The organism is Paenibacillus rhizoplanae (assembly GCF_042684125.1).
GTDB lineage: Bacteria > Bacillota > Bacilli > Paenibacillales > Paenibacillaceae > Paenibacillus_AQ > Paenibacillus_AQ rhizoplanae.
This window is the reverse complement of sequence record NZ_JBHUKY010000096.1, coordinates 28,057-48,867: the sequence shown is the minus strand read 5'-3', so window position 1 is coordinate 48,867 and position 20,811 is coordinate 28,057. Positions and strand designations below refer to the sequence as shown.

Annotated in this window: 17 protein-coding genes and 1 tRNA gene; 7 read left to right on the top strand and 11 right to left on the bottom strand. The window is 53.3% G+C overall.

Features of this window, described 5'->3' with window-relative positions; translation table 11 throughout:
• Positions 1-732: 732 nt before the first annotated feature.
• Positions 733-1,008, bottom strand: coding sequence for a CD3324 family protein (locus ACFSX3_RS30895; protein ID WP_209994258.1), 276 nt, complete (start codon positions 1,006-1,008; stop codon positions 733-735).
• Between the two features lie 356 nt (positions 1,009-1,364).
• Between ACFSX3_RS30895 and ACFSX3_RS30890 the strand changes: the two genes are divergently transcribed.
• Entirely contained in the window at positions 1,365-3,056 is a 1,692-nt protein-coding gene (locus ACFSX3_RS30890; protein ID WP_209994259.1) for a M3 family oligoendopeptidase, read from the top strand.
• 143 nt (positions 3,057-3,199) lie between these two features.
• Here the strand turns inward: ACFSX3_RS30890 and ACFSX3_RS30885 are convergent, their stop codons facing one another.
• The 3 genes from ACFSX3_RS30885 to ACFSX3_RS30875 are packed head-to-tail and all read right to left on the bottom strand — an operon-like array spanning position 3,200 to position 5,564.
• A complete protein-coding gene (locus tag ACFSX3_RS30885; protein ID WP_209994260.1) occupies positions 3,200-3,586 on the bottom strand; it encodes an iron chaperone in 387 nt (128 codons plus the stop codon).
• 26 nt (positions 3,587-3,612) lie between these two features.
• The gene (locus ACFSX3_RS30880; protein ID WP_209994261.1) at positions 3,613-4,635 is read right to left on the bottom strand and encodes an aminoglycoside phosphotransferase family protein; all 1,023 of its coding nucleotides are present in this window, start codon (positions 4,633-4,635) and stop codon (positions 3,613-3,615) included.
• Complete coding sequence (locus tag ACFSX3_RS30875) at positions 4,632-5,564, bottom strand: alpha/beta hydrolase (RefSeq protein ID WP_209994262.1); 933 nt, start codon at positions 5,562-5,564, stop codon at positions 4,632-4,634. The genes ACFSX3_RS30880 and ACFSX3_RS30875 overlap by 4 nt, the downstream gene beginning before the upstream one ends.
• Positions 5,565-5,791: 227 nt before the next feature.
• Between ACFSX3_RS30875 and ACFSX3_RS30870 the strand changes: the two genes are divergently transcribed.
• Positions 5,792-6,286 carry a sigma-70 family RNA polymerase sigma factor gene (locus ACFSX3_RS30870; protein ID WP_209994263.1) on the top strand — a complete coding sequence of 165 codons (495 nt, stop codon included), beginning with the start codon at positions 5,792-5,794 and terminating at the stop codon, positions 6,284-6,286.
• Positions 6,287-6,306: 20 nt separating this feature from the next.
• Positions 6,307-7,827: a DUF4179 domain-containing protein gene (locus tag ACFSX3_RS30865; protein ID WP_209994264.1), complete on the top strand. Its 1,521-nt coding sequence runs from the start codon at positions 6,307-6,309 to the stop codon at positions 7,825-7,827.
• Positions 7,828-7,929: 102 nt separating this feature from the next.
• Here ACFSX3_RS30865 and ACFSX3_RS30860 read toward each other — a convergent pair whose 3' ends face one another.
• The gene (locus ACFSX3_RS30860; protein ID WP_209994265.1) at positions 7,930-9,171 is read right to left on the bottom strand and encodes an RICIN domain-containing protein; all 1,242 of its coding nucleotides are present in this window, start codon (positions 9,169-9,171) and stop codon (positions 7,930-7,932) included.
• Positions 9,172-9,485: 314 nt separating this feature from the next.
• Positions 9,486-10,133, bottom strand: a complete 648-nt coding sequence (locus ACFSX3_RS30855) for a hypothetical protein (RefSeq protein ID WP_209994266.1) — start codon at positions 10,131-10,133, stop codon at positions 9,486-9,488.
• Positions 10,134-10,307: 174 nt separating this feature from the next.
• On the opposite strand from ACFSX3_RS30855, the gene ACFSX3_RS30850 reads away from it, so the two are divergent.
• The gene (locus tag ACFSX3_RS30850; protein ID WP_209994267.1) at positions 10,308-11,195 is read left to right on the top strand and encodes a fructose bisphosphate aldolase; all 888 of its coding nucleotides are present in this window, start codon (positions 10,308-10,310) and stop codon (positions 11,193-11,195) included.
• 543 nt (positions 11,196-11,738) lie between these two features.
• Here the strand turns inward: ACFSX3_RS30850 and ACFSX3_RS30845 are convergent.
• The 3 genes from ACFSX3_RS30845 to ACFSX3_RS30835 form a co-directional block, all read right to left on the bottom strand.
• On the bottom strand, positions 11,739-12,788 hold the full coding sequence (locus ACFSX3_RS30845; protein ID WP_209994268.1) for an Atu2307/SP_0267 family LLM class monooxygenase: 1,050 nt from the start codon (positions 12,786-12,788) through the stop codon (positions 11,739-11,741).
• A 161-nt stretch (positions 12,789-12,949) separates the two neighbouring features.
• Entirely contained in the window at positions 12,950-15,880 is a 2,931-nt protein-coding gene (locus ACFSX3_RS30840; protein WP_209994269.1) for an insulinase family protein, read from the bottom strand.
• Positions 15,881-16,012: 132 nt separating this feature from the next.
• Positions 16,013-16,378: a DUF4180 domain-containing protein gene (locus ACFSX3_RS30835; RefSeq protein WP_209994270.1), complete on the bottom strand. Its 366-nt coding sequence runs from the start codon at positions 16,376-16,378 to the stop codon at positions 16,013-16,015.
• 87 nt (positions 16,379-16,465) lie between these two features.
• Here ACFSX3_RS30835 and ACFSX3_RS30830 point away from each other — a divergent pair, with 87 nt between their 5' ends.
• Positions 16,466-16,831, top strand: coding sequence for a VOC family protein (locus tag ACFSX3_RS30830; protein WP_209994271.1), 366 nt, complete (start codon positions 16,466-16,468; stop codon positions 16,829-16,831).
• Positions 16,832-17,037: 206 nt separating this feature from the next.
• On the opposite strand, the gene ACFSX3_RS30825 is transcribed toward ACFSX3_RS30830, so the two are convergent.
• Together ACFSX3_RS30825 and ACFSX3_RS30820 are read right to left on the bottom strand one after the other, a co-directional pair.
• Positions 17,038-17,110 (bottom strand) — tRNA-Lys (locus ACFSX3_RS30825).
• Between the two features lie 145 nt (positions 17,111-17,255).
• Entirely contained in the window at positions 17,256-18,563 is a 1,308-nt protein-coding gene (locus tag ACFSX3_RS30820) for an APC family permease (protein ID WP_339223771.1), read from the bottom strand.
• Between the two features lie 219 nt (positions 18,564-18,782).
• Between ACFSX3_RS30820 and ACFSX3_RS30815 the strand changes: the two genes are divergently transcribed.
• The gene (locus tag ACFSX3_RS30815; protein ID WP_209994296.1) at positions 18,783-19,976 is read left to right on the top strand and encodes a serine hydrolase domain-containing protein; all 1,194 of its coding nucleotides are present in this window, start codon (positions 18,783-18,785) and stop codon (positions 19,974-19,976) included.
• Positions 19,976-20,794: an ABC transporter permease gene (locus ACFSX3_RS30810; protein WP_209994273.1), complete on the top strand. Its 819-nt coding sequence runs from the start codon at positions 19,976-19,978 to the stop codon at positions 20,792-20,794. The genes ACFSX3_RS30815 and ACFSX3_RS30810 overlap by 1 nt, the downstream gene beginning before the upstream one ends.
• Positions 20,795-20,811 lie beyond the last annotated feature (17 nt).

Genomic DNA, 20,811 nt, shown 5'->3' with positions numbered 1-20,811 from the left:
GCTGAGCCTTGCGGGCGGGAGAAGTAAGCCTGTGTAGCCGGGGGGCTGACTCGGAAGTGTGTGAGCCTGATGTGGCGGGGGGATACGAGTCTAATGGCGCGGATGTGCACGAGCCTGATAGCACGGATGTGCACGAGCCTGATAGCGCGGATGTGCACGAGCCTGATGGCGCGGATGTGCACGAGCCTGATGGCGCGGACTGAGATTCCGCTATTTTGCCGAAATTGCTACTTATTCGCTTGTCCGCGGACTGAGTTTCCGCTATCCGCCTTTGAAATCGCCCACACGGCCTGTTTGAGCAGCAATAACGGATTGTCAGTCCGCCAAAGGTCCATATGGCCCTGAAATTCCACAATAGCGGAATCTCAGTCCGCACACCCCACCACTAATCGAGTAGGAGGGGGCGGCAAGCCCCCGTCCTCTCACACCACCGTATCCGGCAGGCCTCCCCAGATAAGAACGTCATCTTTCCGCCCGCGACCACTGGAGTTTACCCCGCCAGCCCTTGGCGGCTTTGGATTTCGTCATGGTGTGGTGACTCATCCGGCTGGCACAGCCTCGAACCCAGTTTGCGTAACTTGGCCCGTGCTTTTGCCTCCGGCTTCCTTCAGATTCCACCTCACGATGGACACCCTAGCCCTTGGCTAACGGTAGGCGCTCGCCAGCCCCCGTTCGGGACTTTCACCCTAAAGATAACGCCCATGCTGGGCGTACACCGCAAAAACCCGCAGATCAGCTCTGCGGGTTTTTGGAATATACAATTTTACGGATGCTGTCGATCGATAACCCGTATTGCTCGCACAATTGGTCCATCTCTGCACCTTCTTGGAAGCGGCTACGGATCTCAGCATTGCGGACTTTATAGTAATCGGCTGCCCCTGAGCTTTCGCCCCATTTTCTGCGTTTGCTCTTGCAGGTTGGGATATACAGGGCTTCCCCTTGAATATATTGCTGAATCTCCTTCAGCAGGTGGTCTGGCAATAGCTTTGCTGCATTTATACATTGCATCTCTGGCTCGCTCCTTAAAATATATTAATCTTTTAAGGGCAAAGCCTGTGTATAAATAACTGTATTTCTTAAAACATACTTCAGGCGAATAAATCCGCTCCATGCCAAGCTTTCGCCTTAGTTATTTCACAGGCTTTGCATGGAGCGTGCCGTTCACATACTGACTCATTCGAAACATGGGTCATCACCTCCCGGGATTCTGGAATTGGTGCAGATTAACTCTATTCTAGAGTAATTTCCATATGGGTTCAACAACGTTTAGCTATAATCAAACTTTACTGCCTGAACATTAGTTTTTTGCGGGCGCCGATTATATAATAGAATTTATATGGTAAAGAAAGGATGCGATGCAGCAAATGAAATTCACAGAATATGTATACGAACGCCCGGATGTGGAGCAATTCAAGCAGGAGTTCACCGCTCTACTGAAGGACCTGGAGACAGGCAATCTGGAGGAGCAAAAGGCTGCCGTGGCAGCAATCAATAAGCTGCGCAGCCGCTTCGATACGATGGAGACCCTCGTGAGTGTCCGCCACTCCATCGATACGGAGGATGCATTCTACAAGGCGGAGCAGGATTATATGGACGAGACCGGACCCGTGATCCAGGAGTACATCACAGATTATTACAGAGCGCTCGTCAACTCCAAGTACAGAGCCGAGTTCGAGCAGGAATGGGGAACACAGCTGTTAAGCCTGGCCGAGATCTCACTGCGCACCTTCAGTCCTGAAGTAATTGAGGATCTGCAACTGGAGAATAAGCTGTCCTCCGAATACTCCCAATTGATCGCGTCCGCCAAAATCATGTTCCAGGGCGAAGAACGCACGCTGGCACAGCTGATTCCGTTCGATTCTTCCACGGACCGTGAAGTTCGCAAAGCCGTATTCGAGGCCCGTAATGCCTTCATGGCAGAGCATGAACCCGAATTCGACCGGATCTATGACGAGCTGGTGAAGGTCCGGGCAGGAATCGCAGCCAAGCTGGGATATAAGAGCTTCGTGGAGCTCGGGTATGACCGGATGGGACGTACCGATTATAATGCTGAGATGGTGGCGGGTTTCCGCAAGCAGGTGCATGAGCATATCGTGCCGGTTGCGGGGAAGCTGAAGCAGCGCCAGCGCGAACGCCTTCAGCTGGACGGACTGAAATTTTACGATGAGGGCATTAAGTTCAATTCCGGCAACGCTACCCCTAAGGGAGACCCGGACTGGATCGTGGCGAATGGTGCGAAGATGTACCAGGAGATGTCCCCCGAGACCGGTGAATTCTTCAGGTTCATGCAGGAGAACGGGCTGATGGATTTGGTCAGCAAAAAAGGTAAGGAATTCGGCGGCTACTGTACCTTCTTCAGCGACTACCGTGCTCCGTTTATTTTCTCCAACTTCAATGGAACCTCCGGGGATATCGATGTGCTGACCCATGAGGTCGGGCACGCGTTCCAAGCCTATTCCAGCCGGAATATGAAGGTTCCTGAATATACGTTCCCGACCTCCGAAGCCGCTGAGATTCATTCGATGAGTATGGAGTTCTTCGCCTGGCCATGGATGGACCTGTTCTTCAAGGAGGAGGCGGACAAGTACCGCTTTAACCACCTGGCGGACAGTCTGGAGTTCATTCCTTATGGCGTATCTGTCGATGAATTCCAGCATTTTGTGTACGAGCATCCGGAAGCTACGCCGCAGGAACGCAAACAGGCTTGGCGGGACATTGAACGAAAATACCTGCCGCACCGTGATTATGACGGTAATACTTATCTGGAACAAGGCGGCTTCTGGCACAAGCAGGCTCATATCTTCCGTTCCCCGTTCTACTATATCGACTATACCCTGGCTCAGCTCTGCGCCTTCCAGTTCTGGAAACGCTCGAACGAGGACTTCACCTCGGCCTGGCCGGATTATCTGAAGCTCTGCCAGGCCGGAGGCAGCCGCTCCTTCACGGAGCTTGTGAAGCTTGCCGGATTAACCTCCCCGTTCGAGGATGGCTGCATCGGCTCCGTCATCGGTGAGATTGAGGGCTGGCTGAACAGCATAGACGATAAGGCGCTGTAAAGACTGGGATTGATACACCAAATACAATTAAGTTATATTTACCATCAAGCACAGCGTCAACTATTAGGGGCTGTCCCAAGTAGCCACTTCATGGCTTCGGGACAGCCCCTTATTTTAAGTTGGATCGACATGAGCACGCTCTCTTATTTCTTCTTTCGCTTCTCTGCGGCCTGCTGCTGATTCTCCTCTACTCTAAATTTGACGATTCTGGCAATCAGATCATAGGGGAGCGGCTCCTTGATCGGGAACTGCACCGAACCCTTGGCTCCTTTGTACTGCGCCAGCTCCTCCTTGAAGGCTTCGATTCCACTGGGTGCCGGGTAGAACCCAATGTGCGTGTTGAAGGCGGCAAAATGCACCAGATTCTTATGCAGGAACCAGGTCGGCATCTGGTAGCTGATCTTCTCCACTGCCTCCGGCGCAGCTTCCGAAATGACCTTACGCAAGCTCTGCAGAAGCTCCTGGATCTCCGGTGCAAAGGCGGCAATATACTGGTCAACCGATTCATAGGTAACTTTGTTCTTTTCCACTCAGGCTTCATCTCCCTTGGGTTAGTTCATAGATCTTCAATCCATTGCAGGCATACCGGAATGAATCCGGCATAATCATTCAGCGCTTGCAGGGTAGGCAGCACCTGGCTCGTGCCAATCTCCCGCTCGGAAATATCCGGCCCTTCCAGCCCCAGAGACCGACGAATGCTATACTCCAGCCAGCCCATTTTACCGTGGAAGCCGCTGCTTAGCACCTCGGGCAAGGGATTAGTAATCTCTCCCCCTTGACTACGGTAAGCATGAATCACTGCACAGAAATCTGCCTTGCGGATGTGGCCACTCTCAAAGTCTGACCAGTAGAGCGCCACTTCCATCAGCTCCTGCGCCGGGTTAACCCAGCCTGCGGCCTCCCAGTCAATGATCACGGGCTGGCCGTCAGAGCTCCACAGTACATTTTTCGGGTCCAGATCCCGGTGGCTGATGACTCTGTTCCCGCCAAGGACCGCCATAGCGGCATTGACCTGCTTGCCATAGCAGCTTAGGTTGTCCAGATTAGCCTTAAGGGGTGCAGCCCACGGTAGGCCCATAGCTTCGCCCTGTAAGGCATACGCTTGCCAATCTGTCCGCAATTCCTCCGCTGTGCTATCCCTTTGAAGCTCGTTGTGAAGGGGAGCGAAGTCCGCCGCATGGATGTCAGCCAGAGCTTGTCCGATCAGAATGCAGTGCTCCAGTCCCGCTTCAGCCGCAGAGACGGAACGGCCTTCTATCCAAGGGAACAGCAGATAATATTGCCCGTCCGCTTCATGTATACAGCTTCCCTCATGGAGCAGTGCAGGAAGTGCATTCACTCGCTGCCTGCGGGCCAGCACGGCTACCTTCTCGGCTGCTATCATGTTGTTCATCACTGCTTCCTTCCGCATAAGCTGCGGGCTCAGCGCCTTCACTGCATACTCTGCCAGATTCGTGGTCACATGATACATCCGGTGGAGGAAACCGCCGAAGATTTGCTCCGGCACCCCACTTAGCAAACCCAACTTATATGTAGCACACAGCTTTTCAAAATTCAAATTGTAATTCGTAAGCGTCATGATCCATTCGTCCTCCCGGCATAGAACTTCAAATATTCGTCCATATGGCTCTTCCAATAGTCCCCGTCATGCTGGCCTGCTCTGAGGTGATATTCCACCGGCACGCCCTTCTCCTTAAGCAAAGTGTACAGCTGCTCTGTGCCTTCATAGAACCGGTAGCTGTCCCCCTCCCCGCAGTCCAGGTAGACACTCATTTTCGATAAGTCCCTGTTCTGCGCCAAAAGAAGCGGGTCACGCTCCTGCCTCAGCGCCTCCGTCGGATAGAGGAATTTGACCAGACCGTTCTCGCCTCCAGCAAGAGACCAGTCATCCAGGAACAGCGCCGGGCTATGCCCGCCAACCCTGCTATAGACATCGCTATGCAAAAACGCCGAATGCAGGCTGATAAAACCACCCATCGATATGCCGCCAATATAGCGGGAACCGCGCTCAGCCAGAGTATTGAAATGCGTATCTGTATACTCCACCACATCCTTGACCAGATAATCCTCATACCTTTCACTGCCCAGCGACGCGGGATCACCAGGATTAGCTACAGCATTCAGCCCATAGCTGTTGTCCATCTGGGGAGAGACGATAATGAGCGGCTCTATTTGACCGGCCTCAATCAGTCGGTCTGCATTCTTCTGAAGCTCCAGCCCACCCCACATATCCGTCTCCCGGCTGCCGTAGCCATGGATGAAATAGAGGACCGGATAACGCTGAGAGGCATTGTACCCTGTGGGAAGATAGACACTAAGCCGCATTTCCCGGTCCAGGGCCTCACTGTGAAAAACCAGATTCTGAACGCCAGGGCTTTGCAGCAGTGCCGTCTCAACCTTGTTTGCCGCTCCTTGAGAGTCTTCGCCTGAGTTCCGTGAACAACCTCCCAACACTATACTCAGTATGATCAGAAACAGATACAGCCTGGAGCTTCGAGAACCTTTCATATCGACCGCCTCCCGTTCTCCGCCACAATCGCAGCGCTTACAATTAACAGTACCACAAATCTGGATATTTATAGTAGGACTGGTTGGCCTATCATATATGTGTTTTAATAAAAATCAATCGTTTTTCCGGTCAGCTCCGTCTTACTTATGAAAAACATATTTTAAGGACGACTTCTTCCATAGACCAACACAATAAGGAAGAGGGGATGGTGAATGGGGGGAAGACAATGAAAAAAGCCAATACAGCAGATCCGGCGCTGATGGATGAAGAGGTGTTCTTTGAGCGGCTTGCTAGTGAGCACCGTAAACTGTATGCGCTCGCGTACAGCTATCTGCGCTCAGAAGCAGATGCCCTGGAAGCGGTGCAGGAAGCCTCGTGCCGGGCCTGGATGAAGCGCAAACAGCTTAAGAACGAGCAGGCCTTCACACCGTGGCTACTCCGGATTACCATCAACTGCTGCATGGATGAGTTAAGGCGTAAAAAACGCGTCGTGCCGGCGGAGAAGCTGGCCGAGAAGGAGACCCAGGAGATGAGGAGCAGCGACCGTCTCGATCTGGAGCGGGCGATGAGCCGGATCAAGCCGAAATACCGGCATGCCGTGATGCTCAAGTATTACCAGGATATGACGATCACTGAAATTGCCAAGGTACTGAATAAGCCCGAAGGCACGATCAAAACCTGGTTGCGTGAAGGACTTAGGCTGTTACGGAACTATTTGTGAGCATATGGGAGGTGACAGAAATGTTGGAAAAAGAAGAGCGTGTCCTGAAACAGGATGCCCAGGAGGTCCATCTTCATGCAGAGGAGATTCAGGAATTGAAAATTTATAATGCTATGCGCAGTGGAATGACGCAAGGGAAAAAACGCAGCAAACGGCGTTTCTATTCCTATGGGGCCGGCGCCGTATTAGCCGCTGCCGCAGCCATTTTTGTGATTGTCTCATCCATCGGCTTGCCATCTGGAGGTATAGACGATTCCGGCCTCAGCGGTTCAGTGCAGGCGGCCAGCACCAAAAGCTGGAATAATTTTGCGGACTATCGTAAGCATCGCTTAAATAACGCGCTGGTTGGCGACATCCTGGAACGAAATCTGGTAAAGCCGGTCCGTCAAAGCGCAACAAACAATGGGTACCGTATGGATGTGGATGGCGCCGTCACGGATGGCCGTAAAGTGTATATCCTGTTCAGCGTGCACAACGATACGGATAAAGAAGTTAATCCTGGGCATACGAAATTTCAATTCGGTGATTTCGAGGTTCCAGATCCACATCGGGGCGCAGCCCTGGAAATGGCGTACGCCAGCGACTCCCGGATTCAGCCCGGCGAGAGCAAGGATTTTATTTATTCCACTAACTATCCGGCTTCCTTCACTGATTCCAAGGAGGTGAAGTTCACTGTAATTCTCACCGGAACGTCCGACCAGGCTCTCGCTTCCAGCAGCAGCAAGTATCGGACCGGCCTGGAGGTATCGTTTCAGCTTGATCCGGGCAGGTTCAAAGACCAGGAGCACACGCTGCCTGTGAATCGCACGCTTACCGTGGACGGGCAAAAGATCAAAGTGCGCCAAGTACAGTATACTCCGTTCAATACTTATGTCGATCTGGAGTATGACAAGGCGAACACCAAACAGATTTTCAGCCTGCTGAATCCTGTTCTGACCGCAACAACCGGGAGTCAAACCGAGAAATTAGTTTATCCGGGCAGAATCACGGCCGATAATTCCGAGGTGTACAAAGACACCTCGCAGGCAACACTGGTGTTCAGGTATACCGAGCTTAACCAGCCGGACTCCACCACGCTAAAGATTGCCGGTATCTCGGCGCTGGAGCCGGACCGTATGAAATTTGTGGTCGATCTGAACAAGCAGCAAGTGATTGAAGCACCGGCAAACGATTGGGAAATGGTCACATCCAAGGAAGAACATCATGCAACAGCGGCAGAGATTCTGCTCCGGCGTAAGGTGACCCATCTGTCTTATTTCACCGATTCGCAAGGGGCGGTACAGGCGGAGAACATCGGCGCACAACTGGCTGACAAATTCACCGATGCGAACGGCCAGGTGCATAATAGAACGAATCGGGAAACGCCACTAATCGACTTCGGCGGCACCATGATCTCTAGAGATGGTACGGGAACCAGTGAGATAAGTTTATCTTTTGACAGTCAAGCTGCAGATTATCCGCAGCCGCTTACCCTATCGGTAGAGCGTATCTGGAATCCAATTGTGGAGACGCACAGTATCGAGCTGTTCGCGAAGAAATAGAATACAGTAAGAAGCCCCGCCCAAGCCGACAGGCTGGCGGGGCTTCTCCCTTACTTAATCCCTATAGCTGCAGTATAAGCATTCCGCTGCTTCGTCCGTTCCCTAATTAATTTTGGTAAGCTGCCATTTCTGGGCATCGGTTCCGTTGTCGGTCCATTGCTGCACGACCGCTCCGTCTGCGGTGGAGGAGTTCGAGACATCCATGGCCAGCCCGCTGGCTTTGGAGATCAGCTTGTAATATCCGCCGCCCACATCGACGATGCTCCACCGCTGGGCGTTGCTTCCGTTATCATTCGCCTGCTGAAGCTGGACTCCGCTTGCCGTGGAGGCATTCGGCACATCCAGCAGTTTGCCGCTATGCATCGCTGTGAGCTTGTAAAAGCCGTCCCCCGTACTCTCCACTCTGAATTGCTGATTGGCCGCGGTGTAATTAGTCCACTGATGCATTTTGGCTCCGTCTGCCGTAGAGACATCCGTCACATCCAGTACCTTGCCGCTCACCTTGTTCATCAAGGTGTAGACTCCGCCGCTGACAATGCCGCTCGAAGGAGCACCCGCCTGATACACCCGCACATAATCCACGAGCATCTGTGCCGGGAAGGGGGTTGCCCCATTAGGAGCGCCCGGCCAGTTGCCGCCCACCGCGAGGTTCAGCAGCAGGAAGAACGGTTTCTGGAATTCCTCCGTATTGCCGGTTCCGTTCTCAATATAGAATTCATTGAACTGGTTGCCGTCCACGAACCATCTGATGTACTTCGAATCCCACTCTACGCTGTACACATGATATTGAGAGAAGTCCAGATTACCGGATACCCTTCCGAATTCGGCATGGCCGCCTGCATCCCAGTGCACCGTACCGTTGACGGAGGCATTATTATTCACCCGCTCCATAATATCGATCTCGCCGCAGGCAGGCCAGCCGGGCGGGGTGTTGATATTGGAGCCGAGCATCCAGAACGCAGGCCATAATCCCTGGCCGGAGGGCAGCTTGATTCTGGCCTCGATTTTGCCATAGGTGAAATTCTTGAGTCCCTGTGTCTTAATCCGTGCCGAGGTATAATTCATGCCTTCATAGGATTCTTTCTGCGCCGTGATGACCAGGTTGCCGCCGGTTACCTTCAGGTTCTGTGAACGGTTCGTATAGTATTGCAATTCATTGTTGCCCCAACCGCCGGTTCCTGTGCCGATCTCAGCCGTCCAGTTAGCGGTGTTCAGGGAGGAGCCGTCGAACTCATCGCTCCAGGCCAGATTCCAGCTTGCTGCGCTTGCGCTCCCCGCTGGGATCAGCGCGATTAATAATGTGAACAGCATGAACAAACTTAAGACTTTACCTCTTCTAAACATCTTCGTCCTCCTCTTTTGCGTTTCAAAGTTGCCCGCCTTATTTCAATGCACGCGTACGTTCGTGCAGTTGAAACCTTACCCAACCGGTTTCGGACATGATCATTGGCAGCGCCTTCTTCTGCTACATCCCATATATATCGCTTTTGCTTCCCGGAAGAACCAGAAATTTGACAATTCAGCGAACCCCGGTGGAAAAGGAGGGGCCGTCCTTTCGGAAGAGACGGCCTCATCAAGCCCAACCACAGCAAAAAACCGCTCTCCAACGGAGGCGGTTCATGCTTTTGCAAAGGTTATGCCGTTATTGCCGTGCCGTACTACTCGAGTCCGTGCTCTTCGCGGATCTTATACATCCCTTGCACGAGCAGCTCCGAAGGATCACGGTTAAGCTGCATATGCGTCAGTAACAGATGGAGCGGGATTGCGCATACGTTATTTCCATCCGTGATGGCAGGGAAGCCTGCTTCAAAGACCGGTCCATGCTCCTCGTTCCAGGCCAGACCGGCATGTACTTGCTCCGGTGCGAACTCCTCCGTTACAGCAGCGATACACATCGGAACCAGCACATTGTCGACAGCAGCCTTAGCTTCCTCTTCACTGGCGAGCGGCTTAGGCATGGAGTTGCCTCCCTTGGTCTTCATCAGCTCGTGGAAGAAGGAAGCCATCCAGATCTCCGGACTGTTACCGGACTGGAAGCGGCCAGCCAGCTCACGAAGGAAGAAGCCGCAGTAATAATCAGCGTTATCTTTATCCTTCACACGGAATACAAATACCGGGCCGTAGTTGTCCAGGTTCAGCACCTGTCCTTCCACATCGCTGAAGCTCATTTTGAGAGCTACAATGCCGTTATGAAAAACAGCCTTGAGCAGCTCATTCCAGTTCTCTTCAGTCATGGCCTTCTCGGCAGCTTCCGCTTCCCCGTTCACCGGCTCATTGGTGGTCTCATTGGTTGTTTCGTTTGTCATAATTAAATTCACCCCACTTTCTATCATACCATCCTATTGAACAAGGTAACATACCATATCTCTCAACTCAAATGGAAAGCTCTGCCGGACCCGGATGTATGTCCTTATGCGCAAGTGCTATACTAGACAGGGTACAGTAACCATCTCATTTTGCAGAAGGGAATGAACCTAACCATGAATACTGAACAATTAGACCGGATTCACACTGGCCAAGGCTTTATAGCTGCTCTGGACCAGAGCGGGGGAAGCACCCCCAAGGCGTTGCTGCAATACGGTATTAAGGAAGACCGTTATTCAGGGGACGAAGAGATGTACACCATGGTTCACAGCATGAGAACACGCATTATTCAGAGCCCCGCCTTTACAAGCGAGCATATTCTCGGTGCAATTCTGTTCGAGAACACGATGGACCGCCTCATAGACGGGCAATATACCGCCGATTACCTGTGGGAGCAGAAGGGCGTCGTGCCTTTTCTCAAAATAGACCAGGGACTGGCCGCTCCTCAGCAAGGAGTCCAGCTCATGAAGCCTATTCCCGCCCTTGATGACCTGCTGAAGCGGGCAGTCAGCAAGCATATCTTCGGCACCAAAATGCGCTCCGTGATCCATGAGGCGAACCCGGAGGGTATCCGGCAGGTCGTTCAGCAGCAGTTCGAGCTGGCCCGGCAGATCGCCGCCTTCGGACTCGTTCCGATTATTGAACCGGAAGTAGATATCCTCAGCAAGGACAAGCAGAAGTCAGAGCAATTGCTGAAAGGTGAACTGGCCGCACGCTTGTCTGAGCTGGCAGATGGCGTGAAGGTCATGCTCAAGCTGTCGATCCCGACAGAGGATAATTTATACAGCGAGCTCGCCGCAGATCCCCATGTGGTTCGGATCGTAGCACTCTCAGGAGGGTATACCCAGGCTGAAGCCAACGAGAAGCTCGCCCGGCAGCATGGAGTGATTGCCAGCTTCTCCCGCGCCTTGTCACAGGGTCTCAGCGATCAGCAGACGGAGGAGGAATTCGGCCGCACCCTCGCTGCGTCGATCCAAGCTATCTATGAGGCTTCGATTACTTAACTTTTCCCCTTCTATCTCTTCACTGGTAGACCAAGACCCCGGGCCTAATGGCCAGGGGTCTCTTCGTTGTATAAACCAACCTCAAAAACCTACAACTATATAAGACGCACTTAAGATTTGAACTTGAAGCTTCATCGTCACTGCGGCGAACATTTGGACTTCCAGCCGCTGACCATCCCCAGATTTCTTGATTAATACCGCTCTTCGCGGTGGAAATCCGGTGACAAAGCGGTCGCTACCGCGCCTACAGTTCCAAATTTCCCCAAGTGACCGGCTGGTCCGCCAAGGTTCTTACGTTCTACGGGTTGAACGCAACGCAAAGTATCGGAAATATTGCAAGTTCTGCAACTTCATCCCCTGAATACCGGGCTGTACAGGGGGAATGTTGCATGAAATACAGGAATTCTTCTTCTAAACTGCCTGGAAGAGGAAAAATGCTGCATTTTAGACAACAATGTCCGGTTAAGTCCAGGCTACTCAGGAAGATGTTGTATTGCAGGCAGGATTCCAGGATTAACGAGAAATATCCTGCGGCAACAGCAGTCAGGCCTGCTTCAACCGCTTAATTCCCTCACGCACCCTAGGCGCTACCTCTGTCCCGAAGAGGCGGATGGCCTGCATCACCTGAGCATGCGGCATGGAGCCGTGCGGGACATGCAGCAGGAACCGGGTGATCCCTACATGCTCGTGGAGGTGGATGATTTTGCGGGCAACTGTGTCCGGGTCGCCCACGTATAGAGCACCGTCAAAGCTGCGGGCAGCATCGTAATCCGCTCGGTGATACGACGGCAGCCCTTTCTCCACCGCCCGGACATTCGTCCGTGCATGTGTAGACGGGAAGAAGCCCTCTACCGCAAGTTCGTCCGTCTCCGCAACATAACCGTGAGAGTGCGTTGCAATCGGAAGCTTGGACACATCATGACCAGCCTTGGCTGCTGCCTCCTTGTAGAGCCGTACATGCATGGCATAATCGGAAGGGTTCACATTGCCGATAATCGCCAGAGCAAAGGGCAGGCCCAGGGTACCCGCACGGACCGCAGACTCCGGAGTTCCCGCACTCGCAATCCATACCGGCAGCGGATTCTGCTCCGGGCGCGGATAGATCTCCAGATTCGGAATAGCCGGACGGTGTTTGCCGCTCCAGCTCACCTTGCCGGGCTCCCGCAGCTTGAGCAGCAGGTCGAGCTTCTCGTCAAACAGCTCTTCGTAGTCCTTCAGATCATATCCGAATAGAGGAAACGACTCGACGAACGAGCCCCGGCCCACCATAATCTCGGCACGGCCGCCTGATATTCCGTCCAGTGTTGCGAAATCCTGAAATACCCGCACCGGATCGGCTGAGGACAGAATCATGACCGCACTGGTCAGGCGGATTCGGGTCGTCAGCGGTACAGCCGCCGCCATCAGCACAGCAGGCGATGAAGCTGCAAAATCAGGCCGGTGATGCTCACCCACGCCGTACACATCCAGTCCCACCTGATCCGCAAGCACGATCTCCTCCACCACTTCGCGCAGCCGCTCCGCATGGCTTAGAGTCACTCCGGTATTCACATCAGGCGTTGTCTCGACAAAGGTGCTTATTCCAAGTTCCACGCATTGTTCCTCCTAGAAGTCAGTAATCTTTATATTCTAAAACTAAATAGTCAAATATTCAAAGAAAACTTTAACCCGCTGCAAACAGGGCGCCCCGGCTGTGTCAACAGCTCTCGAGGCACCCTGATTTGTGTTAGCTGGCTAATCGTAGCCGCTCCCGCTTATTTCACCAGCTCCTCCAGACTGCCAAAGGCACCGGAAGCCGACTTCAGCTTGGATTCGCCTCCGACCACACAGAAGTAATTCTGCTGCGTTACCGCCTCAAGCAGACTGGCATAGCTCCTGATATCCCCGGCTGTGGCCGACAGAATTTCATTACGCTCCTGCTGAAGATCTTCCGCAGTAATCTGCTCGAAATAATGCCGGTCCGCCTGACGGCCTGTAGCGCCGGGACTCAGCGGCTGGTCCAGCATCGCCAGGGTTCCGATAATGGCCTGCTCCATCTCCGCTTCATCTGCCGTATATTCTCCGGCAAACTGAGAGGCCCGGTCATAGACCTCCAGCGTCTCCAGCAGGTTCGGATCACGATAGGAAGTGAATAGAAGTACCCCGTCGCGGCGCAGGAGCATATTGCCGCCATACGCACCGCCCTTGACCCGGACCGTATTCCACAGGTAGGTCAGGCTGAGGATCTTCTTGAGCACCTGCAGCTTGCCGGAATAGACGAAGCCCAGCTTTTTGTAATCATAGCCTTTGACTACATACTGTACCTGGCTCGCGGACATGAAGCCTTCGTTTACCCCCTGGCCCTGTGCAGACAAGAGAGGCTGAGAATCCACCGCCCGGCTGCTAAGGTCAAGCTCCTGCACATGTGCAGCGAATTCCGCATACGAATCCGCCGTACCGGTGAGGGAGAGCGTCAGATTCTGCGTATTGAACAACAACCCGCAGATTTCCTTCAAGGTATCCGCAAGCCCCTCCGCCTGCTGGTCAATGGTGCGGGCAAGCTCCTTGATGAAGCGGTAATACGCCACGCCGCCAAGCTGCTCCTCGTACATCCCCCGGTCCGAGAAGTAGGACAGCACCCGGCTGGCTGCAATCTCATTGCCTTTCTGCGTCAGCATCGCCTCCATCCCGGAGGCTTCCCGGCGGACAATCTCCTGCAGCTTGGACAGGTTATCCAGATTGCTGCCGTAGAGCAGCTCATGCAGCAGCTTCAGGGAACCGCCGATGTTGCCCCGCATAACCTTGATGCGCGCGCTGAATTTGGCCTGATAGCTGCCTTCCGCAGATTTCCCGGCTCCGAACACTTCATTCTGAAAACGGATGCCCCCGGTCGAAATTCCGATTTCACTGGTCAGCTCCTCAATACTGTAGGCTTCCGTCTCCAGTTGTCCAAGCACTCTCGCCAGCAGCTCCAGATAAGGAATCTGCTGCGCAGCAAGCACGCTGGTGTCCCAGTACAGCTTAATATAGGCAATTGTACCGGCAGCCACTTCATGATGCAGCACCTTAATCCCATCCAGCGCGTACTCCACTGTAGGTACTCCGGCCGGGGCAATAGGGTTAATGTCCTGGAGAGTCAGCTTCGGCAGCTTCTCCAGCTCCTCTGAGGGGTCAGGAGTGTTCTGCCGGGCCAGCAGCTTCTGCGTGCTAAGCACCAGTTCATCCAGCTGGGCCGGGGCCAAAGACGCTTTGTATGACGCCAGACGGCTGCGGACCGCCGCATCCTTTTCCCCCGCCAGGGTCTGAGAGGGCTGGAGGACAACGACACTACAGTGGTTACTGTTCAGCAGGTAGGTCTCTATCAGGCGCTCGAAATAACGGTTGGCACTTTGTTCACGGATCGCCGCAAGCGCCGCTTCATATTCCAGATACGTGGACGGCAAGCCGTCATACAGCCAGGCCTTCATCACTTCCATGTTGTAGGTGAGACCCTTCGGATATTGGCTGAAATCGGCTTCACGCAGTTCAAATTCCTTGCTGTTCACCGCAGCGAGCACCAGCTTCTCATCCAGACCGTCCGCAGCAAGGCGGCTCAGAGTCGCTCTGACCAGATTCACGAACTCCTCCTTGGCTTCAGGATTAGAATGTGTCAAGGCAATACCCAGCATAGGCTGAACCATACTATCTGAATAAAAAGCAACCACATCCTTGCCCAGGCTGCTCTCCAGCAGCGCTTGCTTCAGCGGGGCCGCATTGCTGTCCATCAGCATGCTTTTCAGAATGGCAAAGGCCAGATTCAGCTCCCGGTCCAGAGAGGTCCCAATTACATAATTCAAGCTCAAGTATGTCTTGTCGGCAGCCGTTTCCGTCTCCAGAATGGGATACTCCGCCGTAAGCTGGGTCATGCCGGCCGGTGCCTGTAGTGCAATCGAAGTATCTATAGCCTTGCGGGTATAGCGGCTGAGGTATTCCTCATGGATAAACTGCAGCCGTGCTTCGATATTCAAATCGCCATAGAGATAAAAATAACTGTTCGACGGGTGATAATAATTCCGGTGCGCCTCCAGAAACTGCTCATAGGTCAGGGCAGGAATATGCTGCGGGTCACCGCCGGAAGAGTGACGGTAGAGCGTACCCGGGTAGAGCGATTTTTTGATCCGGTCAATCAGCACCGTCACTGGCGAGGAATACGAACCCTTCATCTCATTGTAGACGACGCCCTTGTAGATCAGCTCATCCCCGGAATGCGGCAGCTCATAATGCCAGCCCTCCTGCTCGAAGATCTCCGGCTGACTGTAAATATTCGGCTGAAAGACGCTGTCCAGATAGACCTCCATCAGATTGGCGAAATCCTGGTCATTCTGGCTGGCTACCGGATACATCGTTTTGTCGCCAAAGGTAAAAGCGTTCAGGAACGTCTTCATCGAGCCCTTCAGCAGCTCCACGAACGGTTCCTTTACCGGGAATTTGTCGGAGCCGCAGAGGACCGAATGCTCCAGAATGTGAAACACTCCCGTGCTGTCCGCAGGCGGAGTCCGGAACGTAACACTGAACACCTTATTGTCATCCTGATTCTGTACATAGAGCAGCCGTGCTCCGCTCTGCTGATGCTCCAGCGTGTATACGGAGGATTCGATTTCCCGTATGTACTCCTTGCGTATCACTTGAAACCCGGAATAGACCTCACCTGCTATTAAGCTGCTCATATCTTTCCCCTCCTTAGTTCAGGGCTGCCCTGATTCCATGAGCTTATCATATCTGGGGTTTCCGGTTCCACTACCGGCTGCATAGAGGCCGGACTAACGAATTGCAGTCTACTGCTCTGACGCTACGAAATTCTAGACCCGGCTCAACCGCTCAACTGCCTGCTGCTCATCCGCTACGAAAAATACATCCTTCCCCTGGTTGCATTCATAGATGAAATCACGCAGACTGCGGCTGGTATAGCTGCTGAAATCACCCACCACGGCTGCCTTCACCTGATAGTTAATGAACTTCTGCAGAATCTCACCGGCCAGCCGAGTCTTGAGGTCGAAGAACTCCTCGCTCAGCAGCGCCTTATGGATCACGATCCGGTCGCAATCTGTCTCATAGCGTACCGTTGCCATTAGATCGAGCGCGCTCTGGACATTCCCGACCACGGCCTCGTTGCCGCTCACTATAGCGATAACTCTGCCGCCTGCTTCTATAGTTGTTATGTTCATGGTTACAACCTCCTGATCGAATATGGTAGAATATGCGGATAGCTTATAACAGCAGCAACTGAATTGTACAGCAAAGGATGGATATTGATGAAGCTTAGTATGAATTGGATGACACTCAGGGTACGTAATCTGGAGGCTTCCCTTGACTTCTATCACCGAATTCTAGGGCTTCCTGTGGAGCGCAGATTCGAGAGCAGAGGGAAGCAGATCGTCATGCTGGGGATAGAGGGGCAGCCGAAGCTTGAGTTGATAGAGGGTAGCGACCCGCCATTGAAGCCGGAGTGCGGAGTGTCTGTAGGGTTCGAGGTCGCATCGCTGGACGAGGCTATGGCGGAGCTTGGTAAGGAAGGAATCCCGGTAGCACGCGGCCCCATAGCGCCGAATACCAGCCTGCGTTTCTTCTATATCCTGGACCCTGATGGCTTCGAGGTACAGCTTGCAGAGCATATGTAGGGGTAAAACTACTTCCGGAATTTGCGGATGCATAATGTATCCGCTTTTTCGATTACATTTGGCCCATGCGCCTACACACGACCCAATATAATCGGTTTTCCGATTACATTCGGCCCACGCGCCATCCCCGGTCCCAATGTATTCGGTTTACCGCACACATCTCTCAAAACAGCAAAAAAACGGCATTTCTGCCGTTTCTTAAGGGATGGACTCTCAGGGGCTCGAACCCTGGACAAATAGATTAAGAGTCTACTGCTCTACCAACTGAGCTAAGAGTCCGTATGGTGTCTATGTATGTTTCTTCTAGACGATGATCTCTAAGCTGACTGCGTCCGCTCAAAAGTACTTTCATAGTATACTTTTTTGAACGGGCGCTGTCAACTGTTTTATTGAAACTTTCTCACACCCGGCTATAAACTGCTGTCTACACGCGATTCTTCCGCATCATCACCACATACACCGGGAGTCCGGCAAGCGTGATGCCAATCCCTATAAGTGAGCGCAGCGGATCACTGATAATTGTACTGGCTAGAATATAGAGCCCCCCTGCTACGCCAAGGATCGGGGTGAACGGATAGAGCGGCACGCGATAGCGGCCTTGTACGGGCGGCAACTTCCTGCGCAGGAGGAACACACCGAACACGCCCATAGTGAAGAAGATCCAGAGCACGAACACCAGCAGATCCGTCAGCGTATTGAAGGTGCCCGAGAAGATGTAGACTACCGCCAGCACACTCTGAAAAACAAGCGCATTCGCCGGTGTCTGAAACTTCGGATGAATGCTGCTTAGCACCCGGGAGAACGGAATTTGTCCCCGCTCCCCCATCGCCTGCGGCACCCGTGCTGCGGTCATGAGATAACCGTTCAGCGCACCCAGTACAGAGACGATAATGCCTGCCGTAATAAAGGCTCCGCCGCCGCTACCGAACAAAGCCTCAGCCGCATCGGCTCCCGGAGTCGGGGACGACACAATCTGGTCATAGGGCAGCGCCTGAAACACCGCAATATTGAACAACACATACACAGCGATAACAAAAATAACACCGATCGAAATGACTTTCGGCAGCGTCCTGGCCGGGTCCTTGATCTCTCCCGCCATATTGGTGACGCTGATCCAGCCGTCATAGGCCCAGAGTGTGCCGAGCACCGCAGCCCCAAAGCCTGCACCCGCAGCCGCTGTACCGATGCCGCCGAATCCGGGAGCCAGATCCGAGAACAGCCCGACGCCCACAATGCCTGCTACCGGAATCAGCTTGCCTACCGTGGCCACCGTCTGAATGATCCCGCCGAACTTCGTCGCGATGACATTCATCAGCAGTATGAAGGCCAGAATGCCCACCGCAAGCAGCTTCTGCTGCCATGCACTCAGCGGCAGGAAGTAACCGGAATAGGTAGCAAAAGCAATAGCCAGCGCCGCTACAGAAGCCGGATAGGAGATTACCGCCTGAACCCAGCCGAGCAGATAACCGAACACTCCGCCGTACAATTCACTTAAATAAGTATATAGACCTCCCGACTTCGGAATGGCGGCCGCAATCTCCGCCACACTCAGCGCCGAAGCCAGGGTAATGATCCCCCCAACACCCCAGGCCAGAATACTCATCCACGGGCTACCCGCATTATTCAATACAATTCCGGGCTTCAAAAAAATCCCCGATCCGATAATCATCCCGACCACCAGGGCCAGCGCTTGCATGAACGTAATGCTTTTCGTTAACGGCTTTGTTTTCATGATGTGATTCATTGTCCTTCCGTTCTGTGAAATATTTATCATACTTTTATTTCTCTATTTATCCTGTTCACCCCTCTTTTAGAGCCGGAGAAATTGGTTATAAACCAAACTTTCCATTGTAACTAACACTATATGGAAGATATACTGAAGCCTGGGCGCATTTCCCTGGGCATAGCTGGTTCGCTCAGCGCCACAACCTTCGAGGAGGCATATACTTTTATGCTGCACACTCCCGGCATTACCGACTGCTCACCGGCAGAGGTTCATTATGACGCTTCAAGAATCGGGGTACTCCATACCCTCTTTCAGAAACTGATCGACGAGAACAAAATCCAGGCAGCCGCTTACAGCGTCTCCCGGTACGGCAAGACGTTCATGAATGGTGCCATCGGCCCCCTCTCCTACCGCGAAGACCGGACGGACCCGCTGTTGCCGACAACCGTTCATCACATCGCATCCATCACCAAGGCGGTTACCTCTGTTGCTATAGCCAAGCTGGTGGAGGATGGTCTTCTCCGGTTGGACCTTCCCGTTGGTGCCTTTCTGGAACCGTTTAACGTAGAACCGTTCAATAAAATCGACATCTACAGCCTGCTCACGCATACCTCCGGTCTGTTCCCTGACTGTGCGGGCAGCATGATTCCTTATCACAAGTCTTACTGGCAGCTGATTGGCGAATATTTCGACAAGTATAAGCCGGAGGACGGCGAGTTAGACTGGATCACAGCTGCACTGAGCTGCGGGATCGACAAACCGGTCGGTGAGGAATGGCAATACTGCTCCTTCGGCTTCTGTATTCTTGGTGAAATCATTAAGAAGGTCACAGGTATTTCCGCTGAACAGTACATAGAGGAGCAGATTCTGCAGCCGCTCGGCATGAAGGACACGATGTGGGAGCCGACTCCCGAATTGGCTAGGCGCTTCATTATAAGAAATGAACGCAAGGAAAAGCAGCTCCATGACCTGATCCATGCCATACAGCCGGAAGAACCTCCAGCAGAGAAGCTGTGGGAGAATGTATCCCATACAGGCGGGGGGCTGGTCTCTACTACTGCGGACCTCACCCGCTTCGCCAATATGCTCCTGGGCATGGGAACCTTGGGGGATACGCGGATTGTCGGCCGGAAAGCCGTAGAGAAGCTCACCACCCGCACGCTCTATGGCACGCCTGATTACTGCTGGGGCAACAATGTCAAAGACCGGAGCTACGGCATTGGGCTGGATATGCGGAGAGGCCCAGCATTCCTCTATTCCGAGGGCACTTATTTTCATGAAGGCGCCGGCGCCTGCTGTATGGTAATCGATCCGGTGGAGCAGCTCACTGCGGTATGGTTCGTGCCTTTCACGGACGATAACTGGTATGCGGAAGCCCTGTTCAATGTAACGAATGTAATCTGGTCAGGACTGATGTAATGAACCGTCTCAAGCATAACTGGCTCATCTGCCGGGCCGTTGCAGAGGTTACCTACAAGGAATGGAGTGCCTACCGCACCCATTCCTTGGTCTCTGTTATTGTCGGCCCGGTGTATTTCATGGTGCAATATTTCATCTGGACCGCAGTCTATGGCGGACAGACTACGCTCGGCGGGCTTGATCTCCAGCAGATGATCCGCTATTTCGGGGCCACGGCGCTGATCGGGTATCTGATTATGGATTTTGCTGACTGGAATCTGTCGATGCTGGTACGCACCGGTAAATTCCTTACCTTCCATCTGCGCCCGGTGCATCACCGTTCCTTCGCCTTGTTCCAGAAGCTCGGGCACCGCTCACTCGGGTTCGTATTTGAGTTCCTGCCCTGCCTGCTGATCTTTATCTTCATCTTCGGGATCGATATGCGGCCGGCAAGCCTCCCGTGGACACTGGTGTCTGTGCTGCTTGCCTTTCTCATGAATTTCTATGTCAATTATACGATTGGCCTGACCTCCTTCTGGCTGGTGCAATCCGGCGGGATTCGCAGCGCCTTCCTGCTGGTGTCGGGTATTTTCTCGGGAGCGCTGATTCCGCTTGATTTCTTCCCGCACTGGCTTCAGGTTACCCAGCTGTTCCTGCCTTTCCAGTACATTGCTTATATGCCTGCCATGGTGTTCACCGGGCATTATTCACTTGGCGGCCTTGAGCTATCCCTTCCCGAAGCCGTAGGCATGCAGGCGGCAGCTGTATTGGTGATGTTCGGCTGCAATGAGCTGGTCCGCCGCCGGGCCATGAAGCAGTTCACGGCGGTTGGCGCATGAATACCCGGAGGGAAAGG